Source organism: Actinoplanes cyaneus (assembly GCF_016862095.1).
GTDB classification, from domain to species: Bacteria; Actinomycetota; Actinomycetes; order Mycobacteriales; family Micromonosporaceae; genus Actinoplanes; species Actinoplanes cyaneus.
In genome coordinates, this window is the sequence record NZ_BOMH01000004.1 from 170,531 (window position 1) to 194,905 (window position 24,375).

The window sequence follows — 24,375 nt, forward strand, 5'->3', positions numbered from 1 at the left end:
CTCGCGGGAGGCCCTGACCCGTCAATACCAGAGCTTGATGTCGGTGAAAGCGACCTCGAACGGCCCGGTCCCGGCAGCCGTCGTCTCGTCGTTGTAGACGCCGAGCACGATCCGCCCGCGGGCGAGCGCCGGCTCGGTCAGCGCCAGTATCCCGACCCGCTGCCCGTCCTGCCGCACCTCGAGCGAGTCCCCCACCACGTGCAGGCCGATCCGGGCCGGCGTCGCCAGGTTCCCGATCGGCTTGTTCAGCCGCAGCTTGTCCTTGAGGTTCACGGCGTCGTTCGTGTGCACGCTCAGGAACGCCGACTTCTCGCAGACCCGCAGCTGGTAGCCGCCCTGTTTGCCGTCGAACGCCTTGTCGTCGAAGTGGAACCAGATCGCCGCGCAGCTGCCCGGGGTGGCGAGGCGCACGCCGACCTCCGTCGTGAAGTCGGTCATCACGTCCTTCGGGCCGCGGCAGCGGAACGTGCCGGCGGACTCCCGGCGGGCCACCAGCGCCCGCCCGGCGAAGCCGCAGCTCGCCCCCTCGTCGGCCTGCGAGGTCGGCTGCCAGAGGCCGGGCGCCGCGAGCTTGTCGGCCAGTCGCGGCGTGGCGGACGTGCCCTCCGCCGCCGGCGACCCGGCGCTCGCCGAGGGCGCGGCGGCCGTGCCGTGGCCGAACCTGTCGCGCAGCAGGAAGCCGATCATCGCCACACCGGCCGCGATGATCAGGACGGTCAGCGCGGCGAGCAGCACCGGCAGCACCGACCACCGGGGCCGGCCGGCCGGTGGCGGCCCGAGCGGCGTGGCGTCCGGCACCGCCTCGATCGGGATCGTGACGATCGCGTTCTCGCTGTAGCCGACGAGACCGGGCGGAATGTCCAGGGCGGACGCCGGGGCGAGCGCGGCGGCCGCGACCCGGGTCGCGGACGGTCCGCTGTCCGGCGCCGGCGCGTAACCGGTCACGGCCTGCGCCTCGGCCGCGGCGGCCTGCAGGTCGGGCTGGTCGGCCAGAGCGTCCGCGACGGCCACCGGCCGGTCGCCGGAGAGCAGCAGGTCGAGCAGCTCCCGGGCGCTGGGCCGGTTCGCCGGGTTCTTCTCCAGGGCGTGCGCGACCAGGTCGCGCAGCGGCTGGGACAGGCCGTCCAGGCGCGGGGGCCTGGTCAGGATGCGGGCCGCGGTGGCGGTCGGCGAGTCGGCGTAGAACGGGGTCTTGCCGGTCCCCGCATACGTCACCACGCCGCCCCAGGCGAACACGTCAGCGGCCGGGGTGATCACCGGCGTGTCCGCGTCGGTGTCGAACCGCTCCGGCGCCATGTAGGCCACCGTGCCGACCATCTGGTCGGGCCGCGTGTTCCCGCTGGTCGCCGACATGGCCCGGGCGATCCCGAAGTCGATCACCTTGGGGCTGCCCGGCGCGAGCAGCACGTTGCGCGGCTTGAGGTCGCGGTGGATCACGCCGGCGCCGTGGATCGCGGTGAGCGCGGTGGCCACGCCGATCGCGACACTGTGCAGGTTCGCCGAGGTCAGCGGGCCGCGCTGCTCGACGACGTCGGCCAGGGTCGGCCCGTCGACGAACTCGACCACCAGGTACGGCTGGTCATGATCGGGGTCGGCGTCGAGCACCTCGGCCGTGCAGAACGGCGGCACCTGACGGGCGCGTTCCACCTCGCTGCGGAACCGGCGGCGGAACTCGTCGTCGTGCGCCAGGTCGAGGCGCACCACCTTCACCGCGACCAGGATCTCGCTGTTCCTCTTGCGGCCCAGGTAGACCGTGCCCATGCCGCCCTCGCCGAGCCGGCCGAGCACCTCGTAGTCGCCGAGCTCGCGCGGATCGTGCGGACGCAGCGGCTGCGTCCGTTCGCCCGGCACCGTGCTGTCGACCATGCTCTTCCTGCCCCCCAGGTTCTCGCTCGCAGAACTGTATCGGGGAGCTTCGACCCCGAGCAGTCCCGGTGCCGGGTTGGAACGTAACCGTCATGGACAACCCTGAGACGCCGGATCCGGGTCGGATCCGGGCGTCGCCGGATGGAAAGTGTCGTACCCGGGTAGCACTCTTGAGACATCACCTCCTCACCGAGGAGGGCTACCAAGGAAAGTGAGCGACCCGCCATGAACGCCGTGCACGACACGATGGCCCGCCAAGGCCTGGTTCGCCCGCGTGACGGCCGCATGCTCGGTGGCGTCTGTGCCGGGCTGGGCCGCCGATTCGGGCTCGACCCGTGGATCGCCCGCCTGCTCTTCGTGGTGATCCTGTTCGTGATCCCGGGCAGCCAGATCCTGATCTACCCGGTCCTCTGGCTCCTGATGCCGTCGGAGGAGACCGTCTACAGCCCGCAGACCCCGCCGGCCCCGCCGACGACCTGGTGACCCGCCCGTCATGACCGTCGTCGGAACACTCGTCGTCGAGGGACCCCCACGGTCCCTCACCACTCTCGCCCGCGCCGTCCCGATCACCGTGGACGGCGCGGTCAAGGGCCAGGTCCGGGCCGGGAAACGGCTCTCGCTGGCGCTCGCGCCGGGCTTGCACTCGGTTCAGGCGGGCGGCGGCGCGGCGTTGCCGGTGCGGCTCGGGCCGGGCCTGACCACCCGGGTCCGGGTCGAGCGGGACGCCGCCGGCAAGCTGCACCTCACGGAGATCGACCCCGCTTGAGGGGTACGCCGTGGGGCCGCCCCACGCGCGGCGGTGTCCACCCGGCACCCCGCTGACGCCTCGCCGTGGCCGGCGGTCCGGGTGGACCGCCGGCCGACGATCGTCAGTGCGCGGCCGTGGCCGGGTCGATCAGGCGCAGGGCGAGCGCCGGGCACACGTTGACCGCCTTGCGGGCGCCGTCCTCGAGCCACGGCGGCAGCGGCGTCTGCGGGAACGCCGGGAAGCCGTTGTGGTCCAGCCGGATGATCTCCGGGGCGACCGCCGAGCAGAGCCCGTGCCCGTCGCACCGCGACCAGTCCAGTGCCAGCTTCCTGGCCCCTCGCTCGGCGGTGTAGGGCAGCGGCAGGATGCCCTTGGTCTGCTTGCCGCAGCCCTCCCCGTTGGCGTGCGCCTCGACGTCCTTGTGGAACACCTCGAGCGCGGAGAGCGCGAACCGTGACGTGCCGTCCGGGTGGCTGCACGCGCCCCGGCCCTTGACCAGACCGGCGGCCTGGCGCACCTGCTCCAGCGCGGAGCCGCCGAGCGACACCAGGGTGACCGCGCGGGCCAGGTCGGGCAGGCCGAGCCGGCACGGGCCGCACTGGCCGGCCGACTCACCGGCCAGGTACTGCACGACCTGGGCGACCTCGCCGAGCGCGCACGTCTTGGAGCCGATCGGGATCAGCATGCCGGCGCCGAGCGTGCCGCCGACCTTGGCGAACCCCTTGCGGGAGATCGTCACGGTCTGCGCCTGCTCCGCGGTGATCCACTTGCCGTGGTAACCGCCGACCAGCAGGCCCGGGCCGATGTCCGCGCCGCACATGGTGAGCACGTCCATCAGCGGGGTGCCGCTGGGCGCCTCGACCACGGCCGGTGCGCTGGACGCGCCGCCGACGGTCAGCATGACGGTGCCCGGCTCCTCCGGGATGCCGACCGAGTTGTACTCCCACGGCCCGAGCCGGGCCGCGATCGCCAGCTGTGAGTACGTCTCGGCGTTGGAGAGCAGCGTCGGCAGCCCCATCACGCCGTTGTCGCTGGACCGGACCTTGCGGCCGGGCGGGATGTGCGCCTCGCCGTTGATGCCGCGGACCAGCGCGCCACCCTCACCGGAGATGAACCGGTGCGGGACCGTCACGATCCGGGTCGGGCACGGCATCTTCCGCTCGGCCAGGGCGGCCATCAGCGAGTTCTGCCCGATGCCGTCGTCGGCCACGCCGATGACGATCTCCTCGGCGTCCAGGGCGGCGGCGGCGAGCGCCGCGCCGTCCAGGATGAGGTGCGGGCTGCGGGTCAGGATCGCCTTGTCCTTCCAGGACGGCGGCTCACCCTCGGTGGCGTTGACCACGATCACCGGGGGCAGGTCCTGACGCTTGCAGGAGTCGATCACGGCGCGCACCTTGCGGGCGAACGGGAAGCCCGCGCCGCCGCGTCCGCGCAGCTCGATGCGGTCGGTGAGGCCGATCAGCTCACCGGAGGACAGGGCCGCGAACCCGCCGTGCACCTCCTGGTGCGCGGCGAGGTCGAGCCGGCCGTACTCGTCGTAGCCCGCGGTGATCCGCGGGACGCCGATCGACGTGACGGGGGGAACCTGTGCGGTACTCAATTCCGGTCACCACGCAGCTGCGAGAAGTAGGACTCGTCGTCGTCGCGGCCACGGCCGCGCGGGGCCTCGGCGGCGGCGCGGCGGGAGCGGCGGGCGTCGACCAGGGTGTCGTCGTCCGCGTACTGCCCGTCGGCCAGGTCGACGAACTGGCTGCGGCTGTGCCGGCCGTCGTCGGCGCGGCGGCGTCCACCGCTGCGCGGCTCGTCGTCCTCGTCGTAGCGCGGGGTGCGCTGCCGCGGGACGTCGTCGTAGCGGGGGGGCTCGTCGTCCTCGGCGCGGCGGCGGCCACCACGGGACCGGTCGTCCTCGTAGTAGTCGTCGTCGGCGGCGTACCGGCGCATGCGGGTCTGGCTGTCCTCCAGCCGCATCCGGGTGCCCGTCTCGGTCAGCTCGTCACGCCGCATCCGGGTGCCGGTCTCGGCGAGCTCGTCACGCCGCATCCGGGCGCCCGTGTCGGCCGGCTCGTCACGGCGCATCCGCGTGCCCGTCTCGGTCAGCTCGTCACGGCGCATCCGGGTACCGGTCTCGTCGGGGCGCAGCCGCGTGCCGGTGTCCTCCATCGAGGTGCGGGACCGGCGCGGGCGCGGCTCCTCCACCACCTCGTCGTCGGCGAACCGGCGGCCACGCGGGCGCGGCCCGTCGTCGTAGTACTCCTCGTCGCGGCGGCGGGAGCGCGGGACCGGCTCCTCGTACCGGTCGTCGTCGAAGTCGCGGCGCGACACCGCGCGGGTCGGCTCGTCGAAACGGTCCTCGTCCGAGCGGCGCTGACGCGGGGCCGGTGCCGGAGCCTCCAGCTCACGCATCTCACGCATCCCGCGCGGCTCCGGCTCGGGCTCGGGCATCATCGGCGCCACGGCCGGGCTGATCGGCGCGACGGCCGGCGGGGCCGCGGCCGGCACCCAGCTGCTCACCGGCGGAGCGGCCTGCACCAGGTCGGCGCCGAGCTGCTCGCGGTCACGGCCGCCGCCACCACCCCACCGGTTGCGCGGGGCGCTGGTGGTGGGCACCACCGCGCTGGTGCTCGGCTTGGCCGCGCCGACCCCGGCCGGGGACGCGAAGTCCTTGCGGCGGTTGAGGCTGACCGAGAGCCGGACGGCGAGGCCGATGAGCACGAGCAGGACGCAGACGACGTAGCTGACGATCACCCAGGTCGCCGCGGCGCGGCCGGCGCTGAGGCCGTGGACCAGGGCGATCGGCCACATCAGGTACGACACCGAGTGGATCGCGCGCCACATCCACGGCTTGCCGCGGCCGATGAACCGGGCCCGCGCCAGCCCGCTCCACATCACCAGCACCATGATGTAGCCGGAGAGCTGTCCCAGGCCGATGTACAGCGTGTTGGTCGGCGTGATGAACGGGATGAAGATGTCGATGACCCGGATGTGGGACTCGACGGTCTTGGTCCACAGGTGGAAGGCGAGTGACGCGATCGCCATCACGCCCGTGGTCCGGTGGGTGGACTGCAGAAGGACGCGCTGCCTGATGGTGAGGACCAGGCGGTCGGTCGAGACCAGGCCGACCATGATGGTGATCGAGAGCGACACAAGGGTGAGAACACCCATGTAGTACTCCGCGTACATGAAGAAGTAGACGTATCCCACGCGGCCGGGCGCGGTCATCATCGCGACCGCCCAGACTGCCGCCAGGACGCAGACCACCAGCAGGACAACCGCTCCCGGGGGCACGGAACGGCTGCCGGTGGAGCCGATGTCGACCGCGACCCTACTCGCGGCGCCTTCTTTGTTCTTCGACCGGGCCATTGACTCCTCGTTTTCCGCAACGGTCACGTCCCGTGGGCGGTGGGACGCCGGCGTTCGTGGGGAACGCCCCGTGCTCAAGTTCTCCCGGACCCGTCCGCGGCGTTGCTTTCCCCTGCGATGCCCCGGCCGTGTCCTCCCCGGATTACGTGGCGGACGGGGCTTCGGATGAACGCGTGCGAAATTTCTGGGCGACTCTTTTAAGTGATCGCGTCGCTACCGTTCGCACATGCCACCTGAGCTGCGGGAATGACGTTTTCCCCGGGTTCTTAAGCAAGAAATAAGGTGCGCCATGGAGTGACCGCCGCCACCCGGTGAACCATTCGGCCCGGCTGGGCGAACTTACTGGTGAAGGGAACGTACGAGAAGGGGGATCGACGTGCGGCATCTCACCGCGCTGTTCGCGGCCACGCTCGCCGGGGCCGCGCTCGGCGCGAGCAGCCTGACCGCGCCGGCCCGGGCCGACGTGCCGGGGTTCGCGCTCAGCATCACCGCACCCGCCACGTTCCAGGCCGGCGGCAACGCCAAGACGGTGACCGCGGTCGCCACCTCGGACCAGGCGCGCTGCCGCAAGGTGCGCTGGACGCTGGTGGTCCGCGGCGGCGAGGTCCCGCTGAACCGGATCGGGGTCACCCGGGTCGAGGACTCCGGCGAGTTCCCGACCCAGGTCAGCGTGAACGGCGACACCGCGACCATCGTCGACCAGCAGCTCGACCCGGGCACGCTGTGCCGCAACCGCACCGTCACCGGCAAGTGGCAGCTGCGCGTCAGCGGCAACGACGGCGGCGAGGTCGGCCTCGAGGTCCGCGCGGCGGACGCCGTGAACACGCAGCTGACCTCGAACACCGCGACGACCGAGGTGACCACGAAGGTCGCCACCGCCTCGCCCACGCCGAAGCCGAGCCGCACCACGGCTTCCCCCTCGGCGGAACCCACCGAGGAGGAGGCGGAGGACGAGCCGACCGAGGCGGCCGTCAAGCCCCCGGTGAACACCACCAGCGCCACCGCGCTCGTCCCGGCCTCCGCCGGTCAGAGCAACCTGCTCGGCCCGGGCCTGATCGTCGGCGGTGTGTTCTTCTTCCTCGGCCTGCTGCTCCTACTGCGACTGCGCGCGCGGACGAAGGAGGCGCGCCGCGAGGCCGGGACGCTGCCGACCGGTTTCTACACGATGCCGTGAACCGCGCGGTCCATCCCCTCTCCTTCTGGGTGATTTCCGCCCTGACGGGCGTTTTGGGGTCTACGGTGCCTTTACCGTGATCCACAACGTCACCGTCCATAGGGGAGGACCTCGTGGCTCGTACCGCCAGAATCTCGGGCGCGGTCGGCGCGCTCGCCCTGGTCACCGTCGCCGTGCCGGCCGGCGTGTCGTTCGCCGGCACCGACCAGCGGGCGCCGGAGCCGGCCTCCCGCCCGGCCTCCACCCAGGAGGAGAGCTTCCTGGGTGGCGTGCCGCAGATCCCGGCGGCCCTCCAGCCGCCGGCCGGCAACGTGCTGCACGCCGTGCTCAAGGCCCGCGGCGTGCAGATCTACGAGTGCAAACGCAGCATGTGGCAGCCGCTGGAGCCGGCCGCGTCGCTGACCGGCGTCACGATGAGCCCGGTCCGCAAGGTGACCGCCGTCCACTTCCGCGGCCCGGCGTGGGTCTCCGACCAGGACGGCTCGATGGTCCAGGGCACCGACCCGATCACCGCGCCCGACACGTCCCAACTGCTCTACAAGGCCACCGGCAACCGCGGCGGCGGCCTGTTCGGCGCGGTCACCTACATCCAGCGCATCGACCTGCAGGGCGGCGTCGCCCCGTCGAAGTCCTGCGGCGGCAACGACCCGGTGGCGGTCCCGTTCCGAGCCGTCTTCCGCTTCTTCACCAAGAAGCCGTCCCCGTAGGCGCGCGCCCGCCGGTATCGCCGTCGCCGGTGTCACGGTGATCCGGAAGCCGTTCCCGTGAGCCATCGGCCCCGCCGCACGCCACCGCGACGCTGGGCTCGGCGGCGATGCCGCACGGGCGGCCGCTCTTCGCCGCGCACACCGCGAACGGCGCGGACAACACCATCCGCCTGGAGCTGCAGCGGCCCCGAGCCCGCGCGTTCGCGGCCAGGCCGCCCGGTCGAGCCGGCGGCGCGCGTCACTCTTCCGGCTGGTGCCCGCTCAGGCGGCCAGGGCTGTGCCGTGGCGTTGCCCTGACCGCCCCGCGCTCAGCGTGGCCGGGACCGGTCAGGTGACGGTCAGGGCTATGGCGGTGGCGTTGTCCTGGCCGCCCGCGGTCAGCGTGGCGTCGAGCAGGGCACGGACCACGGCGGCCGGGGTCCCGGCGGCCAGCAGGCGGGACAGGGTCTGGTAGTCGAGCTGCCCCGACACCCCATCCGTGCACAGCAGCAGCCGGTCACCGGGCAGGAGCGCGACGTCCAGGACGTCGGGGGCCGGGTGGTCCGGGTGACCGGCGTACCGGGTGAGGCGGTAGCCGTCGGCGTGCGCCCGGGCGTCGGACGCCGCATACCAGCCGTGGACCAGGCCGAGCCAGGCGACCGTGTGGTCGACGGTGAGCAGTTCCAGCAGGCCACCGCGGAGACGGTACGCCCGCGAGTCGCCGAGCTGGGTGATCCGCACGGCCGCCTCGCCGTCGTCGCCGGCCCCGGTCAGGGCGGTCAGGGTGCAGCCGGTCAGGCCGTCCAGGGTGCGGGATCTACGCCGTACGGCGGAATGCACTTGATCGACAGCGGCTCGCAGCGCGGCCGGGGAGGGACCGGTGTGCTCCCTCGCGAAGGTGTCGACGGCGAGCCGGCCCGCGGCCGCGCTGCCCTCCCCCGCGCCCATCCCGTCGGCGATGATCGCGAGCGGCCGGTCACCGTCGAGGTGCAGCACGTCGTAGTTGCGGTCGTAACGGTTGCCGGTCACGCTCCCGGCCGCGCCCCGCAGCGTGCGTTCCCCGATCCGCCATGCGGTCTCGCCGCTCACGTCTCCCCCTGTCGAGCCGGCACCGTCTGCCGCCGCAGCCATCATGCGGGACGGAGGCCACCGGGGCGAGCCGGGCGTGACTCGCGGCCGGCCGGAGCACCACGGGCTGGTGACCGGTCGGCCGGAGGACGACGGAAAGGAACCCCCGCCCCGGGCATGAACGGGGCGGGGGTCCGGTCTTTCAGCTGATCAGAGCGCCGGGTAGGCGTTCGTCATCAGTTGCTGGAACTGCGCCGAGAACCAGGCGCCGGAGATCGGCGCGTTCGGCAGGGCGCCGCTCATGCTGTTGCCGTTGCGGGCGTTACCGGTGTAGGTCGGGTCGCACATCCGGTCGAAGCCCTTGCCCTCGTCGTTCGGGATGAGGGTCGAGGAGCCGTCCGACTCGCCCGGGGGCTTGACCCAGACGTAGGCGTCGATGCCGGCCTCCGGAGCCGCCTTGGGCCGCTCGCCGATGCCCGCACCGGACTGGTTGCACCAGTTGCCGGCGTGGATGCGGCGGTCGATCCGCGACTCGTTGACGTAGGTGTCGACGTTGGTGGACGTGCTGGCCGCGGTGGGCCGGGCCGAGCCGCCCCAGCCGTTGCGGGACGTGTCGATCAGCATGCCGATGTTGTTGTTGAAGCCGATCGAGACCAGCTTGGTGCGGAACGCCTGGGCGAACGTCAGCTCGTCGCTGTACTGGTTCCAGTCGATCCACTTGGACTGGCGGATGCTCTGGCCGCCGACCGTGACGCTCGGCTGGATGTACGGCTCCCGCAGCGCCGAGTAGTTGGCGGTGTTGGTGATGAAGCCGGTGACGTTGTTGACGCTGCCGGACGCCTTCGCGGCCTCCAGCATGATGTCGGCGGTCGGGCCGAAGTTCGAGTCCCAGCCGATCCAGCCGTGGTGGGCGGCGTCCACGTAGTTGTAGCTGTTGCTCAGGGCGCCGAGCTTGTTCAGGGCGTAACCGATGCCCTGGACGTACCCGCCGTTGGCCTTCATCGTGTCGCACATCGCCGTGCCGCCGGCCTGGCCGGAGGTGTTGGTGACGAGGTTCGGCAGCGAGTCGATCTCGACGATGTTGATGATCCGCAGGTTCTTGTACTTCGCGTCGGCCTCGATCGCGGCGATCGGATCGATGTACTCGCTCTTGTACCGCGGCAGGTCGTTCGGCCCGAGCTCACCGTTGGAGGCGAGCGCGGCGCAGTCGCGGCCGGGCAGGTTGTAGATCACGAACTGGATGTAGCCGGCGCCCTGGGCGAGCGCGGCGTCCAGGTGGTCACGGACGCCCATCGAGCCGTTCGAGCTGCTGCTGTCGGTGCCCTCGATCGCGGCGATCCGGTCCAGCCAGACGGCGGTCGGGTTGCTGGAGATGCGGCTGCCGCCGGGCTCGGCGTCGGCCTTCGCCTTCCACTCCGGGTTGACGTAGCCCTTGGCCCCCGCGTACGGGTTGTCGACCTTCACGCCCGGGTTCGTCGAGGTCGAGGGGCTGACCGACGGGCTGACCGAGGTCGACGGCGAGGTGGACACCGAGGCCGACGGCGAGGCCGAGCCGGACGGGACGGTGCCGGTGCAGGCGGTGCCGTTCAGCTTGAACGTCGCGGGAGCGGTGTTCGTCCCCGAGTAGTTCGCGTTGAAGCCGAAGTTGGCGGTGGCGCCGGTGCCGAGCGAGGCCGCCCACGACGGGTTCGCCGCGGTGACGTTCGCCCCGGACTGGGTGATGGTGGCGCTCCAGCCCTGCGTGATCGTCTGATTCCCGGACCAGGCCCAGGTCAGGTTCCATCCGCCGGAGATCGCTTCACCGAGGTTGGTGACGGTCACGTTGCCGGTGAAGCCGGTCGACCACTGGTTCACCGAATAGTCGACGCGACAGCCGGCGGCCGCGCTGGCTTCGGTCGACATCGCGACCGCGCCGGCACCGGCCACGACGCTCACGGCGGCGGCAGCCGTGAGCGCCCGGGCGCGGGTGGAGATGGGTCTCATCAGGACTCCTCGAGACGTGCGGCGGCGCCAGTGATCAGCGCCAATGGGAGCGACGGCCGAAACATCGGTGGGGATCGTTGGCCGACCAGCCCAGCATTACATGGGAGCGCTCCCAGCGCAATGATCCGGAAACAGAAACGCAACAGGGCCCGGCCGTGAGGCCGAGCCCTGGTCACCGTCCTGCGCTCACGCGGTCAGATGTACTCCCCCGCCACCGCGTTTGGCCTCGTACATCGAAGCGTCCGCGTCCTTCATCAGCGCGCCGAACTCGATCGCGTGCCGCGGGAACAGCGCGACACCGATGCTCGCCCCGATCCGCACCGGCCGGCCGTCGATCTCGAACGGCTCACGCAGCCGCTCGCAGATCCGCTCGCCGACCCGGACCGCGCCGTCATCGTCCGGGTTCGCGGTGACCAGCACCGAGAACTCGTCGCCGCCGAGCCGCGCGACCATGTCCGGCTTGTGGATCAGGTCCTCCAGGCGCCTGGCCACCAGTTGCAGCAGCACGTCACCGGCGTGGTGCCCGATCGTGTCGTTCACCTGCTTGAACCCGTTCAGGTCGAGCAGCAGCAGCGCCATCCGGGTGCCGGTCGCCATGGCGATCTCCACCGCCTGCTCCCCGCGGTCCAGCAACGCCTTGCGGTTCGGCAGACCGGTCAGCGAGTCGTGGAACGCCTGCCGGGTCAGCTCCTGCATGTGCTGCTGGTTGGCCTGGCGCATCCGGGCGCTGTCCATGATCAGCGCACCCTCGGCGGCGAGCTGCTGGGCCAGGATCCGGTCCCGCCCGCTCCACTCCCGCGTGCCCGACGAGTTGCCGCACATCACCATGCCGACCGGCCCGAACCCGGTCATCAACGGCATCGCGATGAACGAGCCCAGCCCGAGTGTCTGCGCCATGCCACCCGCCCGGGTCTTCGTCATCGACACGTTGCCGACCAGCACCGGCTCACCCGACTCGATCGCGGTGCGCCAGATGGGCGACTCGATCGCGGGGCTGCCGACCAGGTTCGACCGCAGCTGGTCGAGGCGCTCGTCGGGGCAGCCGACGCCGTAGACGTACCGGATGCGCCCGTCGTTGTCGATCAGCTGCAGGCCCGCGTGCTCGGTGCGGAACGCCGTGGCGCACGAGTGGGTCAGCAGCTCCGCCGCCTCCTCCACGCTGCCCGCGGTCATGCCCTTCTCGAACAGCTCCTGGATCGTCGCGCTGGTGTGCGCCACGAACTGGCGGGCCTTCTCCGCGAACAGCCCCTGCAGCGTGGTGGCGAAGTGCAGCGCGATCGTCGAGGTGGTCTCCGGCCGCAGCTCGGCCAGCGCCTCCCCGGTCAGCAGCAGCACGCCGACGGTCTGGCCGCCGATGCGCAGCCGGATCGCCATCTGCTGCCCGCTGACCACCGGCGGACCACCGGCCGCGGCGCGGAACACCTTGCCGGCGACCAGCTGGTCACGCCGGCCCGGCTCGCCGAACTGCGCGGTCGCGGCCATCAGCCCGCTCTCCGAGTCCAGCTCGAAGACCGTGGCGGCGGTCAACCCGGCGATCTCCCGCAGGTGCGGGGTCATCAGATCGAGCACGTGCTGCACCGACGGAGTGTCCTTGGTCATGAAGCCGACCAGTTCCGCCAGCAGCAGCACCTGCCGATCCGGCTCCACGGCGATGCCGCCGGGACCCTCGGTCAAAGATCCGGCGGTGTGCAATCCGGTGCCCACGCTCATGGCCCCAGGTTCGGCAGTTGCGGGACCGGGTTGAGCCGGGGCGGCGGTGTGCGTGGTCGCAGTTCGGGTGCGGCCCGGTTCCCGTGCGACTGAAAACGCCGTATGTCCTGGTCCTCCACTCGGTGGGCGGTTACCGTCGTGGGCGAGGTGAGCGCTGTGACCGCGTACCGGACAACCGTGACCGTCGCCGCGGTCACGTTCTTCCTGTCGGCCGCCGTGGCCGCCGTCGCCCTGTCCCGGGTCAGCCGCGCGCCCGCCGGCGCGTCGCTCGCCCCCGCAGCCGCGCCGCACACCGGTCTCGGCCTGCGACCCGAGCCGTGGCCCGACGCGTCCGGTCCACAGGCCGCGCTGGAGTTCACCCACCGCGACGACCTGGCGACCCTCGACCTGACCGGGCAGTACGCGGCCGAGCTCGCCGACACGCGCGCCGCCGCGGCCGTCGCCCTCGCCGAGCACCAGCGGTTACGGCGCCTCCTGGCCAGCGACGAACATCCGGTGCTCCTGCTCCGCAGCACCGACCTGCGGCACCCCGAGGGCGAGGTGGGCAGCTGGCTGACCGTCGCGCTGGGTGACTTCGCCGACCAGGCCGCCGTGACCTCCTGGTGCCGGACGGTGCCCGCGTCGCACTGTGTCCCCCGCCGCCTCGATCCGCCCCGCTGATCGCCGGTACTCCGCCGGTGGCGATACCCCCGCCGGTGGGGCACCCCGCCGGTGGCCGCACTTCGTCGACGGCGATACTTCGTCGGTGGCGATCGAGGCGCTGATCTTCGACTTCGACGGTCTGCTGATGGACACCGAGACCACGCTGCTCGACAGCTGGCGCTGGGAGTGGCGGCAGCACGGCCTGGAGCTGGACGAGACCGGGTTCTTCGCCGACCACGGCGGTGACGTGAGCGAGGCCCGTTACGCCGCGCTCGCCGCGGCCGTCGGCGCGAGCTTCGACCGCGCGGCCAGCCACGCGCGGCGGACGGCGTACCGCGAGCGGGTCCACGCCGGGCTGGGCCTGTCCCCCGGCATCGCCGCCTGGCTCGGCGAGGCCACCCGTCAGGGGTTGCGGCTCGCCGTGGCCAGCAGCTCCGGCTCCGCTTGGGTCCGCGCGCACCTGGCCCGCACCGGCGACCTGTCCCGCTTCGAGGTCGTGGCCTGCGGTGACGAGGTCGCCGCGCACAAACCCGACCCGGCGGTCTACCGCCTGGCGCTGGCCCGGCTCGGCCTCGACGCCTCACGGGCCGTCGCCTTCGAGGACAGCCCGCACGGCGTCGAAGCGGCCCAGGCGGCGGGGTTGCGTTGCGTCGCGATCCCCAACGCGTTCACGCCGGAGGCCCGTTACGCCCACGCCGACGTGCTGCTCCCCAGCGCCGCCACGACGATCCTGTCCGAGGTCCTGGCCCGGGCCACCAGATCCAAATCAAGATCAAATTCCTGAGGTCCCCGCTCCGCTGTGGTCCGAACCGTCGCTCCCGCGGGGACCCTTGCGATCCGAGCAGGCCGCTGGCGCGGCCAGAACGCTCGCATCCCAAGGGCGGCCTCCGTGGCGGGGCACGGTCAGAGCACAAGACCCGGTCACGGCCGGGACTCCGGCACCCGGCACCCGCGGATCCCGCACGCGATGCCGCGACCACTCCCGGCCACCGCGCGGCCAAGGTCCCAAGTGGTGCTGGTGGTCGCTATTCGTCCCTCATAACAACCACCAGCACCAGCCGCACCCGCGCGCACCGTGATGGGCAGGCTCGCCGCGCGGGTTCCCGCCCCAGCTGGCACTCACGGTCGTTATCCGGGCTCCTGACAACCACCAGCGCCAGCCGAGACCGCGACATCAGCGACAGGCGAGGTTGCGACGCGGCTTGCGGTTCCGGCTGGTGCTCATGGGCGTTATCCGGGCCGGATAACGCCCATGAGCACCAGCCGGAAGGCCGCGCCCGCGCCCGCGCCGGACCACGGCGTAGCTCGCGGCGCCGGTCGGCGCGGCCGGCCAGGCGGACGGGCGGGTGCGGGGCGCCTGACCCGCGCGGACGGGGCACCCAACCCCGCGAGCGGAACGCCCAACCCCGCAGACGGGGCGTCCACCCGCGCGGACTGCCCGGTGGGCGTGGTCAGACGTGGGCGCTGCGGCTGGTGGTGGGCCAGACGTGGGCGCTGCGGCGGTGGTGGGCCAGACGAGGGGGCTGCGGCGGTGGTGGGTCAGACGAAGGCGCTGTGGCCGGTTACGGCTCGGCCGACGATCAAGGTGTTGATCTCGCGGGTGCCCTCGTAGGAGTAGAGGGCCTCGGCGTCCGCGACGAAGCGGCCGATGTCGTAGTCCAGGACGATGCCGTTGCCGGCCAGCAGCTCGCGCGCCCAGCCGACGACCTCGCGCATCCGGGTCGTGCAGTACGCCTTGGCCAGTGCCGAGTGCTCGTCCCGGTACTGCCCGGCGTCCTGCAGCTGGGCCAGCCGCACGCACATGCCGAGCGCGCCGGTCACGTTGCCGACCATCCGCACGAGCAGGTCCTGGACGAGCTGGAACTTCGCGATCGGACGGCCGAACTGCTCCCGCTCGCCCGCGTACTTCAGCGCGATCTCGTAGGCGGCGAGCATCACCCCGACCGCCTCCCACGCCACGCCGCTGCGAGTCTGGCGCAGGATCTTGGCGGTGTCCTTGAACGAGTTCGCGTTCTGCAGGCGGTCGGTCTCGGGCACGCGCACGCCGGTGAGCGTGAGGTCGGCGTTCTGCACGATCCGCAGCGCAATCTTGTTCTCGATCTTGGTGGCGGTGAAGCCGGGCGCGTCGCCGGGCACCACGAAGCCCTTGACCTGGTTGTCCTCGACGTCCCGGGCCCAGACCACGACGAGGTCGGCGAAGGTGGCGTTGCCGATCCAGCGTTTCTGCCCGTCGAGCACCCAGGTGTCGCCCTCCCGGCGGGCGGTGGTGCGCAGCCCGGCGGCGACGTCGGAGCCACCGGTCGGCTCGGTCAGGGCGAACGCCCCGATCTGATCGAACGCGGCCATCGCGGGCAGCCAGCGCTCCCGCTGCTCAGGCGAGCCGCAGGTCTGGATGCTGCCCATGGCGAGCCCGGCGTGCACGCCGTAGAACGTGGCCATCGACGCGTCGGCGCGCGCCATCTCCAGCGCGAGCCAGCCGTTGAGCAGCGAGGATCGCTCGCGCCCGGCCAGTTCCAGCCCGGCGAACCGTTTGACCAGCTGCGACGGGAACTCGGCCCGCGCCCAGTAGTCGTTGGCGATCGGCACGACCTCGGCCTCGAGGAAGTCGCGGACCCGCTGCACGGTCGCGGCCTCGTCGTCGGACAGCAGTCCCTGAAACGCGTATAGATCTCCGGCGAGCATGGCTGCCTACATTCCCCGGAAGGTGGAAAGTTAAGTGCTTTTCCGGGGTAACCGTGCCCACCCGCGGAGGCCGCCCTTGTGATCCGGGCGTTCTGGGCGCCCCGCGCCCTGCCCGGATCGCAAGGGTCCCCGCGGGAGCGACGGCGAGGGACCACGGCGGACAGAGGAAAGGAAAGCATTTGATCTTGGTGTGGTGACGGACTCGCCGGAAGTAATCGCTTACCGTGCGTCGAGGGGCGCCCCCTAGACTTCCCGGCATGCTCACCATGCAGGAGGCTCTGGCCCGGTTGACGGCTTACTGGACGGAGCACGGCGCTCTGATCGTCCAGCCGATGAACACCGAGGTCGGAGCGGGCACCCTGAACCCGGCCACCTTCCTGCGCGTGCTCGGTCCCGAGCCGTGGCGGGTCGTCTACGTCGAGCCGTCGGTGCGCCCCGACGACTCGCGGTACGGCGAGAACCCGAACCGGCTGCAGACCCACACCCAGCTGCAGGTGATCCTGAAGCCGGACCCGGGCAACCCGCAGGAGCTCTACCTCGGCAGCCTGGCCGCGATCGGGATCGACGTGGGCGCGCACGACGTGCGGTTCGTCGAGGACAACTGGGCATCGCCCGCGCTCGGCGCCTGGGGCCTGGGCTGGGAGGTGTGGCTGGACGGGCTGGAGATCACCCAGTTCACCTACTTCCAGCAGGCCGGTGGGATCAACCTCGACCCGGTGTCCGTGGAGATCACGTACGGCATCGAGCGGATCATCATGGCGCTGCAGGACAAGCAGCACTTCAAGGAGATCGAGTACGCGCCGGGCGTCAGTTACGGCGAGGTCTTCGGCCAGGCAGAGTACGAGATGTCCCGTTACTACCTCGACGACGCCGACATCGAGGCGAACCGCAAGCTGCTCGACCTCTACGCCGGTGAGGCGCAGCGGATGATCGACGCGGGGCTGCCGGTGCCCGCCCACAGCTACGTGCTGAAGTGCTCGCAGGCGTTCAACGTGCTCGACTCGCGCGGCGCGGTCTCCACCGCCGAGCGGGCCGCCGAGTTCGGCCGGATGCGCCGGCTCGCCGGTGAGGTCGCCAAGCTGTGGGTGTCCCGGCGCGCGGAGCTCGACCATCCGCTCGGCCTGGTCGCCGACAAGGCGCCGGCCCGGCCCGCGTCGACCGTGCAGACCGGTGACCGGCCGCGCACGCTGGTCTTCGAGATCGGCACCGAGGAGCTGCCGCCGGCCGAGTTGCGCAACGCCCGGGAGCAGGTCCTGCGGCTGGTCACCGAGGGGCTGGCCGGGACGCGGCTGGCGCACGGGGACGTCCGGGTCTTCGGGACGCCGCGCCGCCTGATCGCTGTCGTGCCGGAGGTGGCGGCGCGCGAGGAGGACCACGTGCGGACCGTGCGCGGCCCGAAGACGCAGGCCCCGGCCAAGGCCGTCGAGGGTTTCGCGCGCGGGCACGGCGTCACCGCCGACGAGCTGGCGACCGAGGAGATCAACGGCGCCGAGCACTACGTGCTGCGCAAGCAGGAGACCGGGCGGGACGCGCCGCAGGTGCTCGCCGAGGTGCTGGCGAAGGTCGCGGGCGGGCTGCGGGCCGCCAAGAACATGCGGTGGAACGACCCGAAGCTGGCTTTCAGCCGCCCGCTGCGCTGGCTGACCGCGCTCTGGGGCGACGACGTGGTGCCGGTCACGGTCTCCACGCTGGCCGCTGGCCGGCAGACCCGGCTGCTGCGCACCGCGAACCCGCCGGTGGTCGACATCGCGTCGGCCGAGACCTTCCTGGAGACGCTCGGCGTCAACGGCATCGTCGCCGACCACGAGGACCGCCGCGAGCTGATCGTGATCGGCGCGCAGGACCTCGTCTACCCCGACGGGCGGGTGGACGTGGCGGGCGAGGCAGCGCTGATCGACCAGATCACCGACCTGGTGGAGCAGCCGCTGCCGCTGCTCGGCACGTTCGACGAGGGTTACCTGACGCTGCCCGACGCGGTGCTGACCACGGTGATGCGCAAGCACCAGCGTTACCTGCCGGTACGCGACGAGGACGGCAAGCTGCTGCCGATGTTCGTCACCGTGGCGAACGGGCCGGTCGACGTCGAGCTGGTCCGCGCCGGGAACGAGGCGGTACTGCGCGCCCGTTACGAGGACGCGCGCTTCTTCTACCGCGCCGACCTGGACACGCCGCTCGCCGACATGAAGGCCCGGCTGACCCGGCTCACGTTCACCGACAAGCTCGGCTCGATGGCCGACCGGGCGGGCAGGATCGCCGCGCTGGCCCTCACCCTGGGTGAGCGGCTCGGGCTCTCGTCCCCGACTCTGACGCGCGCCGCCGAGCTGGTCAAGTTCGACCTCGGGTCGCAGCTGGTGACCGAGATGACCAGCCTGGCCGGGGTGATGGCGCGCGATTACGCGGTGCGCGCCGGGGAGTCCCGGGCGGTCGCCGAGGCGGTGTTCGAGGCGGAGCTGCCGCGCAACACCGGCGACTCGCTGCCACGGACCCTGCCGGGCGCTCTGCTCTCCCTGGCGGACCGGCTCGACCTGGTGGCCGGCCTGGCCGCGACGGTCGGGTTGCCGACCGGGTCGAGCGACCCGTTCGCCGTCCGGCGGGCGGTGCTCGGGCTGCTGGCGGTGCACCGGTCGACGCCGGAGTTCGCCTCCCTGTCGCTCGTCGACGCGCTGGCGCTGGCCACGCAGCCGGTGCCGGTCTCCGCGGAGGTGCTCGCGGCGGTCGGCGACTTCCTGGCGAAGCGCCTGGAGCAGGCGCTGACCGAGGAGGGCCAGCCGGTGGACCGGGTGCGGGCGGTGCTGCCGCACTTCGCCCGGCCGTCGGTCGCCGACACCCTGCTGGGGCAGCTCACGACCGCTGTCGGCGACCCGGGGTTCACCGCGGTCGCCGCGGCGATCCAGCGGGCGCGGCGCATCGTGCCGGACGGGACGCCCGCCGGTTACGACGTGAGCGTCCTCAAGGAGCCGGCCGAGCTGGCGCTGCACGAGGCGGTCAGCGGCGTGACCCTGCCGGCCACCCCGGACCTCCCGCAGTTCGTGGCGGCGACCGCCGGGCTGGTCGGGCCGGTCGACACGTTCTTCGACGACGTGCTGGTGATGGCTGAGGACCCGGAGCTGCGGGCGGCCCGGCTCGGGCTGCTCGCCGCGGTCCGGGATCTCGGCGAGGGCCTGCTCGACTGGCCGCAGCTGCGGCTCTGAGCCCCGCCTGCTCTCCGCCCGGCTCATCGCGTCACGCCGGGCGGGGAGCGCGGAGGCCCGGGCGGCCCGCGTCACGCCGGGCGGGGAGCGCGGAGGCCCGGGCGGCCACGGATGATCCACTCGGCGACGGCGAGGTTGATGATCCAGCCAGCCGCCATCGCGGCCGCGCGACCGCTCACCCCCGGGGTCACGCCGGCGACGGCGAACGGCAGGTGGGTGAAGACCTGCGTGCCGGCGCCGAGAGCCAGCGCGTAGGCCCGGATCATCCAGGCCCGGTGGGTCGCGATCTCCCGCCGGCGGATCGCCGCCACGGCCAGGACCAGCGACGTGAGCATCGCGGTCCCGACGATCAGCCGCTCGATCTCCACGACCGCGCCGTCGACCGGCGGCACGTCGTAGAAGACCGCCATCCACAGGCCGCTGACCGCGAGGATCACCCCGGCCGCGACCAGAATCCGGCCGGCGACCCGGTGCCAGCGCGGCCGGCGCCGCCGGAACGCCGGGGCGAACTGGAACGCCCCGAGCACGCTGTAGAGGATCGCGGCGACGATGTGCGCGACGACCGGCAGCGGCATGTCGAAGAAGCGCGCGTTCTCCGCGGTGACCGGCGCGTTCGTGGCGAGCTGCCCGAGCCGGGCGACCCCGGCGATCGAGGGCACCAGGCTCAGGGCGATCAGCGCTGCCGGGATCCGCCAGGCGGTGCGCCGCGGACGGACCGTGTTCGTCGTCATGCGTCGATGGTGCTTGCCGCGCGGGCCTGCCACACCGGTCCGAAGACCGGTCCGCACCGTACTTTGGAAGGGTCCGGGAACCGTACTTCCGGCCGGTTACCGCCGCCCGCTCTCGTATGCCCAGATGGCGATCTCCACCCGGTTCCGCGCACCGAGCTTGGCCATCAGGCCGGCCACGTGCGTCTTCACGGTGCTGAGGCTGATGTGCAGGCCGGCGGCGATCTCGCTGTTCGTCCGTCCACCGGCGACGGCCAGGAGCACCTGCTCCTCCCGCTCGGTCAGCGCCTCGGCCGGCTGCCGCGGCGGCCCGGGCGAGCCGTTGCGGGCGAACGTCCTGAGCAGCCGCGCGGTCACCACCGGCGCGATCAGCGCGTCGCCGGCGGCCGCCGCCCGGACGGCCTGCCCGAGCAGCTCCGCCCCGGCCTCCTTGAGCAGGAATCCGCGGGCGCCGGCGCGCAACGCCCCGTACACGTGCTCGTCGAGGTCGAACGTGGTGATCACGACGACGGCGATCGGGTCGGCGACCCCCGGCCCGGCGAGCTCCCGGGTGGCCTGGATGCCGTCGACGCCCGGCATCCGGATGTCGAGCAGGCACACGTCCGGGCGCAGGCGACGGGCCAGCTCGACGGCCTGGTGACCGTTCGCCGCCTCACCGACCACCGTGATGCCCGGCTGGGCATTCAGGATCATGGTCAATCCGGTACGGACGATCTCCTGATCGTCGGCGACCAGCACCCGCACGGTCACGCCGGCAGCACCGCCTCCACGTGCCAGCCGCGCTCGGCGCCGGGGCCGGCCGTGCACGTGCCGCCGAGCAGTTCCGCGCGCTCGTGCATGCCGCTGACACCGTACCCGGAAATCGGTTTGTCCTTCACCGTCACGCCGTCGTCGGTGACCAACAGCCGCACCTGATCTTCTTCGGACTTCACCAGCACCATGATGCGGGTCGCGCCGCGCGCGTGCCGCCGCGCGTTGGTGACCGCCTCCTGAGCGATCCGGTAGATCGCGGCGCCCACCGCGGGAGGAACCGCGCCCAGGTCACCGCCGACCTCGATGGCGACCTCCGGCCCCGCGCCGGCGCTGAGACCGGGCAGGTCGGCGAGGTTCGGCGTGCCCGGCTCGTCCGTGCGCAGCGCCCGGATGACCGTGCGCATCTCGGTCAGCGCCTGCTTGGCCTCGCTCTCGATCAGGCGCAGCGCGTCGGTCGCCGCGTCCGGATGCGCACCGGCCGTGGCCAGGCCCGCCTGCGCGCGGATCGCCATCGCGGAGACGTGGTGCGCCACCGTGTCGTGCAGGTCCCGGGCCAGGCGCTCGCGTTCCCGGAGCCGGACCTGCTCCAGCTCGCGGGCCCGCGCACCGCTCCGGAACCGGACCGCCGCGCCGATCGCCAGCACGGCCAGCGCGAGCACCGTCCCGCCGGCCGTGTCACTCGCGCCGACCTGCCCGAGCCCGAACGACACCAGCTGCTTGACGACGACCACCGCGAGCCCGAGCGCGGCCTCCCGGCCGGAGCCCCAGCGGAACAGCGCGTAGAGCAGGAGCAGCAGGTAGCCCAGCGCGTACTCCTCCGGCGGGACGTTGCCGGTGAGGACCGGCGCGACCAGGGTGGCGCCGAACGCGACGCTCACCGCGAGCAGCGGCCGGCTGCGCCGGATCAGCAGCGTCGGGACGAGCACGACCGCGAGCACCGGCGCGACCGCCCCGCCCGGAAGATCGCGACGAACGATTCCTTCCAGTACGGCCAGGAGCGCGCACGCCGCGGCCAGCGCCCAGTCCCGCGGGCCCAGGGGCGGGGCGCCGGGTGGGCGCGGTTCCGCGAGCAGCGAGCGCAGGGAGCCGGGCACGCCCTGATGGTACGAGCGCCGGCGCAGCTCTGGGTGATCCGCCGGGCAGACCCTAAGGTGACCGGCATGCCCGCACTCACCTGGTCGCTGATCCAGGAGCACGCCGGCCACCCGGCCGGTCTGGTCCCGCTGCTGCTCGCCACCCCGGAGCAGGAGCGGCTCGCCTTCGGGCCCGAGCTGACCGCCCGGGTCAGGGCGATGCGCGCCGGCGACTGGTGGGAGACGCCGTCGCCCGGCCCGGTGATCGGGCTGGCCGCGATCGCCTGCCTGCCGACCGCCGCCAAGGCCGGGGCGGTCCTGGGCCGGCCGGATCTGCTGGAGTCGCCGGGCGTCCCGGCCGGCGAGTTCCTGCGGATCGCCGGCGCCCGGCGGCTCACCTGGCTGGGCGATCTCGGGCTGCGCCTGGCCGGCCGGATCCGCCCCACCGGTCCGGGCCTCGCCGAGTGGCGGCTCGTCAGCGCGCTGGTCCTTCAGGGCGGAGCGGCGCCACCCGCCACCGCGGGGTTCGTCCGGGGCTGGCTGCGGGAGCTGCACGAGCACGACGGGAACACCCCGCCGGCGGTCCTGGATCGCCTGCGGGAGCATCCGTGGCGGGCGGCGCTGCTGCCGGCCGTCTTCGCGCTGGACGGGCTCGGCGGCGAGCTGTTCTGGCAGTGGTGGGACGGGTCGGAGTGGACCAGGTCCCCGGCTTTCGGCACGGCCGTGGCCCGGCTCGCCGAGGAGGGCGCTCTCGACCGCGAGGAGATCGTGGCCGCGACCGTGGACCGGCTGGCACGTCCCGACCGGCCCGCTTCCCTGCGGCCGTTCCTGCTGCTGCACGACGAGCTGGCGCCGACTGTGGACGAGATGACGCGCCACGCGGCGGACTATGCGCACATGCTCGGCGTGGCGTCGTCCACCGTGGCCGGTCTCGCCCAGCGGGCGCTGCAGGCGGTCGACGACGCCGGCCGGCTGGACCCCGCGGTGCTGGCCGAGGCTAGCGCGGGTCTGCTGGCCCGTAAGGAGAAGGGTCTGGCCCGGGCCCAGCTGTCCTGGCTGGAACGGGTCGCGGCGCGTGAGCCCGGCCGGGCCGGTGCGCTCGCCGGGGCGATGGCCGTCGCGTTCGGCCACCCCTCGCTGGACGTGCAGGATCAGGCGCTCGCGGCGATCGGGCGTCTGGCACCGCGGCTCGGCCCCGGCGATCGTGCCGCGATCCTCGGCGCGGCCGGGTCGCTCGCCGGCGCCCTGCACGCCCGCGCGATCGCCCTGGTGAGTCCGGAGACGCCGGCATCGGGGGCCGCCACGTCCTCCGGCGCCACGATCGCCGGGACACCGCGGGCGGCGCCGATGCCACCTCCCATCGCGAGCGCGGCGGAGCTGGCCGAGGAGTTCGGCACGCTGCTGCACGAGGAGACGGCCGTCCGCTGGGAACGGGTCCTGGCCGCCCTGATCACTCTCGGTCCGGGCGCCGCGGAGGCGCTCGCCCCGGTGCTGGCCCGCCACGCCGACCGGCTCGCCGGCTACGGCTGGACCCGTGTCCGCTTCCTCGGCGAGGCGACCCGGGCGATCCTCGACGGCGCCGAAGGCCCGATGGCCGGACGGGTCCGGTGGGAGGCGGTCTACGCCGGCGACGACGCGTCCCTGATCCACACCCCGGGTGACGTGCTGAAACTACGGATTGCCGAGATCGCCCAGCGCTGGTGCGCCGCCCCGGTCACGACCCTGCTGGCCACGCCGACCGGCAGCGACGGGAGCCTGGACGCCGAGGTCCTGGCAGCGCGCCTGGCCCGGGCCGAGGCCGAGGGCCGGGAGCCGTGGCCGCTGGACTACGAGCAGGCGCTGCTCCGCGTGGTGATCGACCCAGCGGCCCGGCCCGCCGCGGAGAGGCTGACGTCCGCCCGGGGCCGGCAGTTCGCCACGTGGCTGGCGGACGGCGGTCTGCCCGTCCCGATCAGCACCCGCTTCGAGCAGGAGGGCGGCGCGGTCAAGCGCGTGGTGGCCAACCTCGACCCGGCCCGGGCCGACGATCGCGGCCTGATCCTGGAAACCCCGATCACCACGCTGTCGCGTTCGCCGCGGCCGGGCTGGGAGAGCGATTACGAGCTCTCCGGCGAGATCCTGGCGATGGTGCTCCCCCACCACCGTGAGGTCGCCGCGGCCTGGGCCCTGCCCGGTCTCGCCGCGCTCGCCGACCAGGACAGCCGGGACGCGTCGCTGGTCCCGCTGCTCGCCGAGGCGTCCGGCCCGATCGGCCCCGCGATGTCCCTGGCCGTGGTGTACACGCTGGCCGCCCGCCACGAGCCGGACCGGATCGCGGCCGTGGACGCGTTCCTCACCCTGGCCGCGCGGCCCGAGCCGTTCGCCGCGACGGTCGGCGCCGAGCTGGGCGCGCTCGGCCGGGACGACGTGATCAAGTTGTCCCGGGTGGCGTCCGCGCTCGCCGACGCCCACCGCGCCGGGGCCGCGGCGGCCGTCTGGGAGGTACTCGCCACCGCCCTGCCGATCCTGCTCCCGGCCGCCCCGCGCGGGCTGCCCGACCTGCTGGAGGTCGCCACCCAGGCCGCCGCGGCGATCGGCGCGCAGGCCGCGATCCCCGAGCTGACCGCCGTGGCCGCCCGCAAGGGCTCCTCCCGTCTCGTCCGCGAGGCCCGCCGCCTGGCGGAGGTCCTGACCTGAGTTCTGTCGCCCGGTCCACGACCATTGGCCGGGCG

18 protein-coding genes are annotated in these 24,375 nt (G+C 73.0%); 8 read left to right on the top strand and 10 right to left on the bottom strand.

Features of this window, described 5'->3' with window-relative positions:
- Positions 1–21 precede the first annotated feature (21 nt).
- Positions 22–1,866 carry a serine/threonine protein kinase gene (locus tag Acy02nite_RS03435; RefSeq protein ID WP_203738288.1) on the bottom strand — a complete coding sequence of 615 codons (1,845 nt, stop codon included), beginning with the start codon at positions 1,864–1,866 and terminating at the stop codon, positions 22–24.
- 225 nt (positions 1,867–2,091) lie between these two features.
- On the opposite strand from Acy02nite_RS03435, the gene Acy02nite_RS03440 reads away from it, so the two are divergent.
- Entirely contained in the window at positions 2,092–2,349 is a 258-nt protein-coding gene (locus tag Acy02nite_RS03440; protein ID WP_203738289.1) for a PspC domain-containing protein, read from the top strand.
- Positions 2,350–2,359: 10 nt separating this feature from the next.
- A complete protein-coding gene (locus Acy02nite_RS03445) occupies positions 2,360–2,632 on the top strand; it encodes a hypothetical protein (protein WP_203738290.1) in 273 nt (90 codons plus the stop codon).
- Between the two features lie 103 nt (positions 2,633–2,735).
- On the opposite strand, the gene Acy02nite_RS03450 is transcribed toward Acy02nite_RS03445, so the two are convergent.
- A complete protein-coding gene (locus tag Acy02nite_RS03450; RefSeq protein WP_203738291.1) occupies positions 2,736–4,214 on the bottom strand; it encodes an NADH-quinone oxidoreductase subunit NuoF family protein in 1,479 nt (492 codons plus the stop codon).
- Complete coding sequence (locus Acy02nite_RS03455) at positions 4,211–5,974, bottom strand: translation initiation factor III (RefSeq protein ID WP_203738292.1); 1,764 nt, start codon at positions 5,972–5,974, stop codon at positions 4,211–4,213. Before Acy02nite_RS03455 ends, Acy02nite_RS03450 begins: the two co-directional genes overlap by 4 nt.
- 376 nt (positions 5,975–6,350) lie before the next feature.
- Between Acy02nite_RS03455 and Acy02nite_RS03460 the strand changes: the two genes are divergently transcribed.
- Positions 6,351–7,148 (top strand): hypothetical protein, encoded by a 798-nt coding sequence (locus Acy02nite_RS03460; protein WP_203738293.1) that lies wholly within the window; start codon positions 6,351–6,353, stop codon positions 7,146–7,148.
- Positions 7,149–7,261: 113 nt separating this feature from the next.
- Complete coding sequence (locus Acy02nite_RS03465; protein WP_203738294.1) at positions 7,262–7,855, top strand: DUF3455 domain-containing protein; 594 nt, start codon at positions 7,262–7,264, stop codon at positions 7,853–7,855.
- A 327-nt stretch (positions 7,856–8,182) separates the two neighbouring features.
- On the opposite strand, the gene Acy02nite_RS03470 is transcribed toward Acy02nite_RS03465, so the two are convergent.
- The 3 genes from Acy02nite_RS03470 to Acy02nite_RS03480 form a co-directional block, all read right to left on the bottom strand.
- Entirely contained in the window at positions 8,183–8,923 is a 741-nt protein-coding gene (locus Acy02nite_RS03470) for a PP2C family protein-serine/threonine phosphatase (RefSeq protein ID WP_239174152.1), read from the bottom strand.
- Between the two features lie 189 nt (positions 8,924–9,112).
- Complete coding sequence (locus Acy02nite_RS03475; RefSeq protein ID WP_203738296.1) at positions 9,113–10,885, bottom strand: glycoside hydrolase family 6 protein; 1,773 nt, start codon at positions 10,883–10,885, stop codon at positions 9,113–9,115.
- Between the two features lie 186 nt (positions 10,886–11,071).
- On the bottom strand, positions 11,072–12,595 hold the full coding sequence (locus Acy02nite_RS03480; RefSeq protein WP_203738297.1) for a sensor domain-containing diguanylate cyclase: 1,524 nt from the start codon (positions 12,593–12,595) through the stop codon (positions 11,072–11,074).
- Positions 12,596–12,742: 147 nt separating this feature from the next.
- Between Acy02nite_RS03480 and Acy02nite_RS03485 the strand changes: the two genes are divergently transcribed.
- Positions 12,743–13,255, top strand: coding sequence for a hypothetical protein (locus tag Acy02nite_RS03485; protein WP_203738298.1), 513 nt, complete (start codon positions 12,743–12,745; stop codon positions 13,253–13,255).
- 85 nt (positions 13,256–13,340) lie between these two features.
- The gene (locus Acy02nite_RS03490; RefSeq protein ID WP_203738299.1) at positions 13,341–14,021 is read left to right on the top strand and encodes an HAD family hydrolase; all 681 of its coding nucleotides are present in this window, start codon (positions 13,341–13,343) and stop codon (positions 14,019–14,021) included.
- A gap of 755 nt (positions 14,022–14,776) precedes the next feature.
- Here Acy02nite_RS03490 and Acy02nite_RS03495 read toward each other — a convergent pair.
- Positions 14,777–15,919: an acyl-CoA dehydrogenase family protein gene (locus tag Acy02nite_RS03495; protein ID WP_203738300.1), complete on the bottom strand. Its 1,143-nt coding sequence runs from the start codon at positions 15,917–15,919 to the stop codon at positions 14,777–14,779.
- Positions 15,920–16,176: 257 nt separating this feature from the next.
- Between Acy02nite_RS03495 and Acy02nite_RS03500 the strand changes: the two genes are divergently transcribed.
- Positions 16,177–19,110, top strand: a complete 2,934-nt coding sequence (locus tag Acy02nite_RS03500) for a glycine--tRNA ligase (RefSeq protein ID WP_203738301.1) — start codon at positions 16,177–16,179, stop codon at positions 19,108–19,110.
- Between the two features lie 71 nt (positions 19,111–19,181).
- Here Acy02nite_RS03500 and Acy02nite_RS03505 read toward each other — a convergent pair whose 3' ends face one another.
- From Acy02nite_RS03505 to Acy02nite_RS03515, 3 genes are all read right to left on the bottom strand, one after another.
- Positions 19,182–19,841: a DUF2306 domain-containing protein gene (locus Acy02nite_RS03505; protein WP_203738302.1), complete on the bottom strand. Its 660-nt coding sequence runs from the start codon at positions 19,839–19,841 to the stop codon at positions 19,182–19,184.
- Positions 19,842–19,937: 96 nt separating this feature from the next.
- Positions 19,938–20,588, bottom strand: a complete 651-nt coding sequence (locus Acy02nite_RS03510; RefSeq protein WP_203738303.1) for a response regulator — start codon at positions 20,586–20,588, stop codon at positions 19,938–19,940.
- Entirely contained in the window at positions 20,585–21,685 is a 1,101-nt protein-coding gene (locus tag Acy02nite_RS03515) for a sensor histidine kinase (RefSeq protein WP_203738304.1), read from the bottom strand. Before Acy02nite_RS03515 ends, Acy02nite_RS03510 begins: the two co-directional genes overlap by 4 nt.
- A 66-nt stretch (positions 21,686–21,751) precedes the next feature.
- On the opposite strand from Acy02nite_RS03515, the gene Acy02nite_RS03520 reads away from it, so the two are divergent.
- Positions 21,752–24,340, top strand: coding sequence for a DUF6493 family protein (locus Acy02nite_RS03520; RefSeq protein ID WP_203738305.1), 2,589 nt, complete (start codon positions 21,752–21,754; stop codon positions 24,338–24,340).
- The last annotated feature ends 35 nt before the right edge of the window (positions 24,341–24,375 follow it).

Bases quoted from the DNA above. Each gene is read 5' to 3' on its own strand.
- Acy02nite_RS03435 (WP_203738288.1), bottom strand. From the start codon at position 1,866: ATGGTCGACAGCACGGTGCCGGGCGAACGGACGCAGCCGCTGCGTCCG.
- Acy02nite_RS03440 (WP_203738289.1), top strand. From the start codon at position 2,092: ATGAACGCCGTGCACGACACGATGGCCCGCCAAGGCCTGGTTCGCCCG.
- Acy02nite_RS03445 (WP_203738290.1), top strand. From the start codon at position 2,360: ATGACCGTCGTCGGAACACTCGTCGTCGAGGGACCCCCACGGTCCCTC.
- Acy02nite_RS03455 (WP_203738292.1), bottom strand. From the start codon at position 5,974: ATGGCCCGGTCGAAGAACAAAGAAGGCGCCGCGAGTAGGGTCGCGGTC.
- Acy02nite_RS03475 (WP_203738296.1), bottom strand. From the start codon at position 10,885: ATGAGACCCATCTCCACCCGCGCCCGGGCGCTCACGGCTGCCGCCGCC.
- Acy02nite_RS03480 (WP_203738297.1), bottom strand. From the start codon at position 12,595: ATGAGCGTGGGCACCGGATTGCACACCGCCGGATCTTTGACCGAGGGT.
- Acy02nite_RS03495 (WP_203738300.1), bottom strand. From the start codon at position 15,919: ATGCTCGCCGGAGATCTATACGCGTTTCAGGGACTGCTGTCCGACGAC.
- Acy02nite_RS03500 (WP_203738301.1), top strand. From the start codon at position 16,177: ATGCTCACCATGCAGGAGGCTCTGGCCCGGTTGACGGCTTACTGGACG.
- Acy02nite_RS03505 (WP_203738302.1), bottom strand. From the start codon at position 19,841: ATGACGACGAACACGGTCCGTCCGCGGCGCACCGCCTGGCGGATCCCG.
- Acy02nite_RS03520 (WP_203738305.1), top strand. From the start codon at position 21,752: ATGCCCGCACTCACCTGGTCGCTGATCCAGGAGCACGCCGGCCACCCG.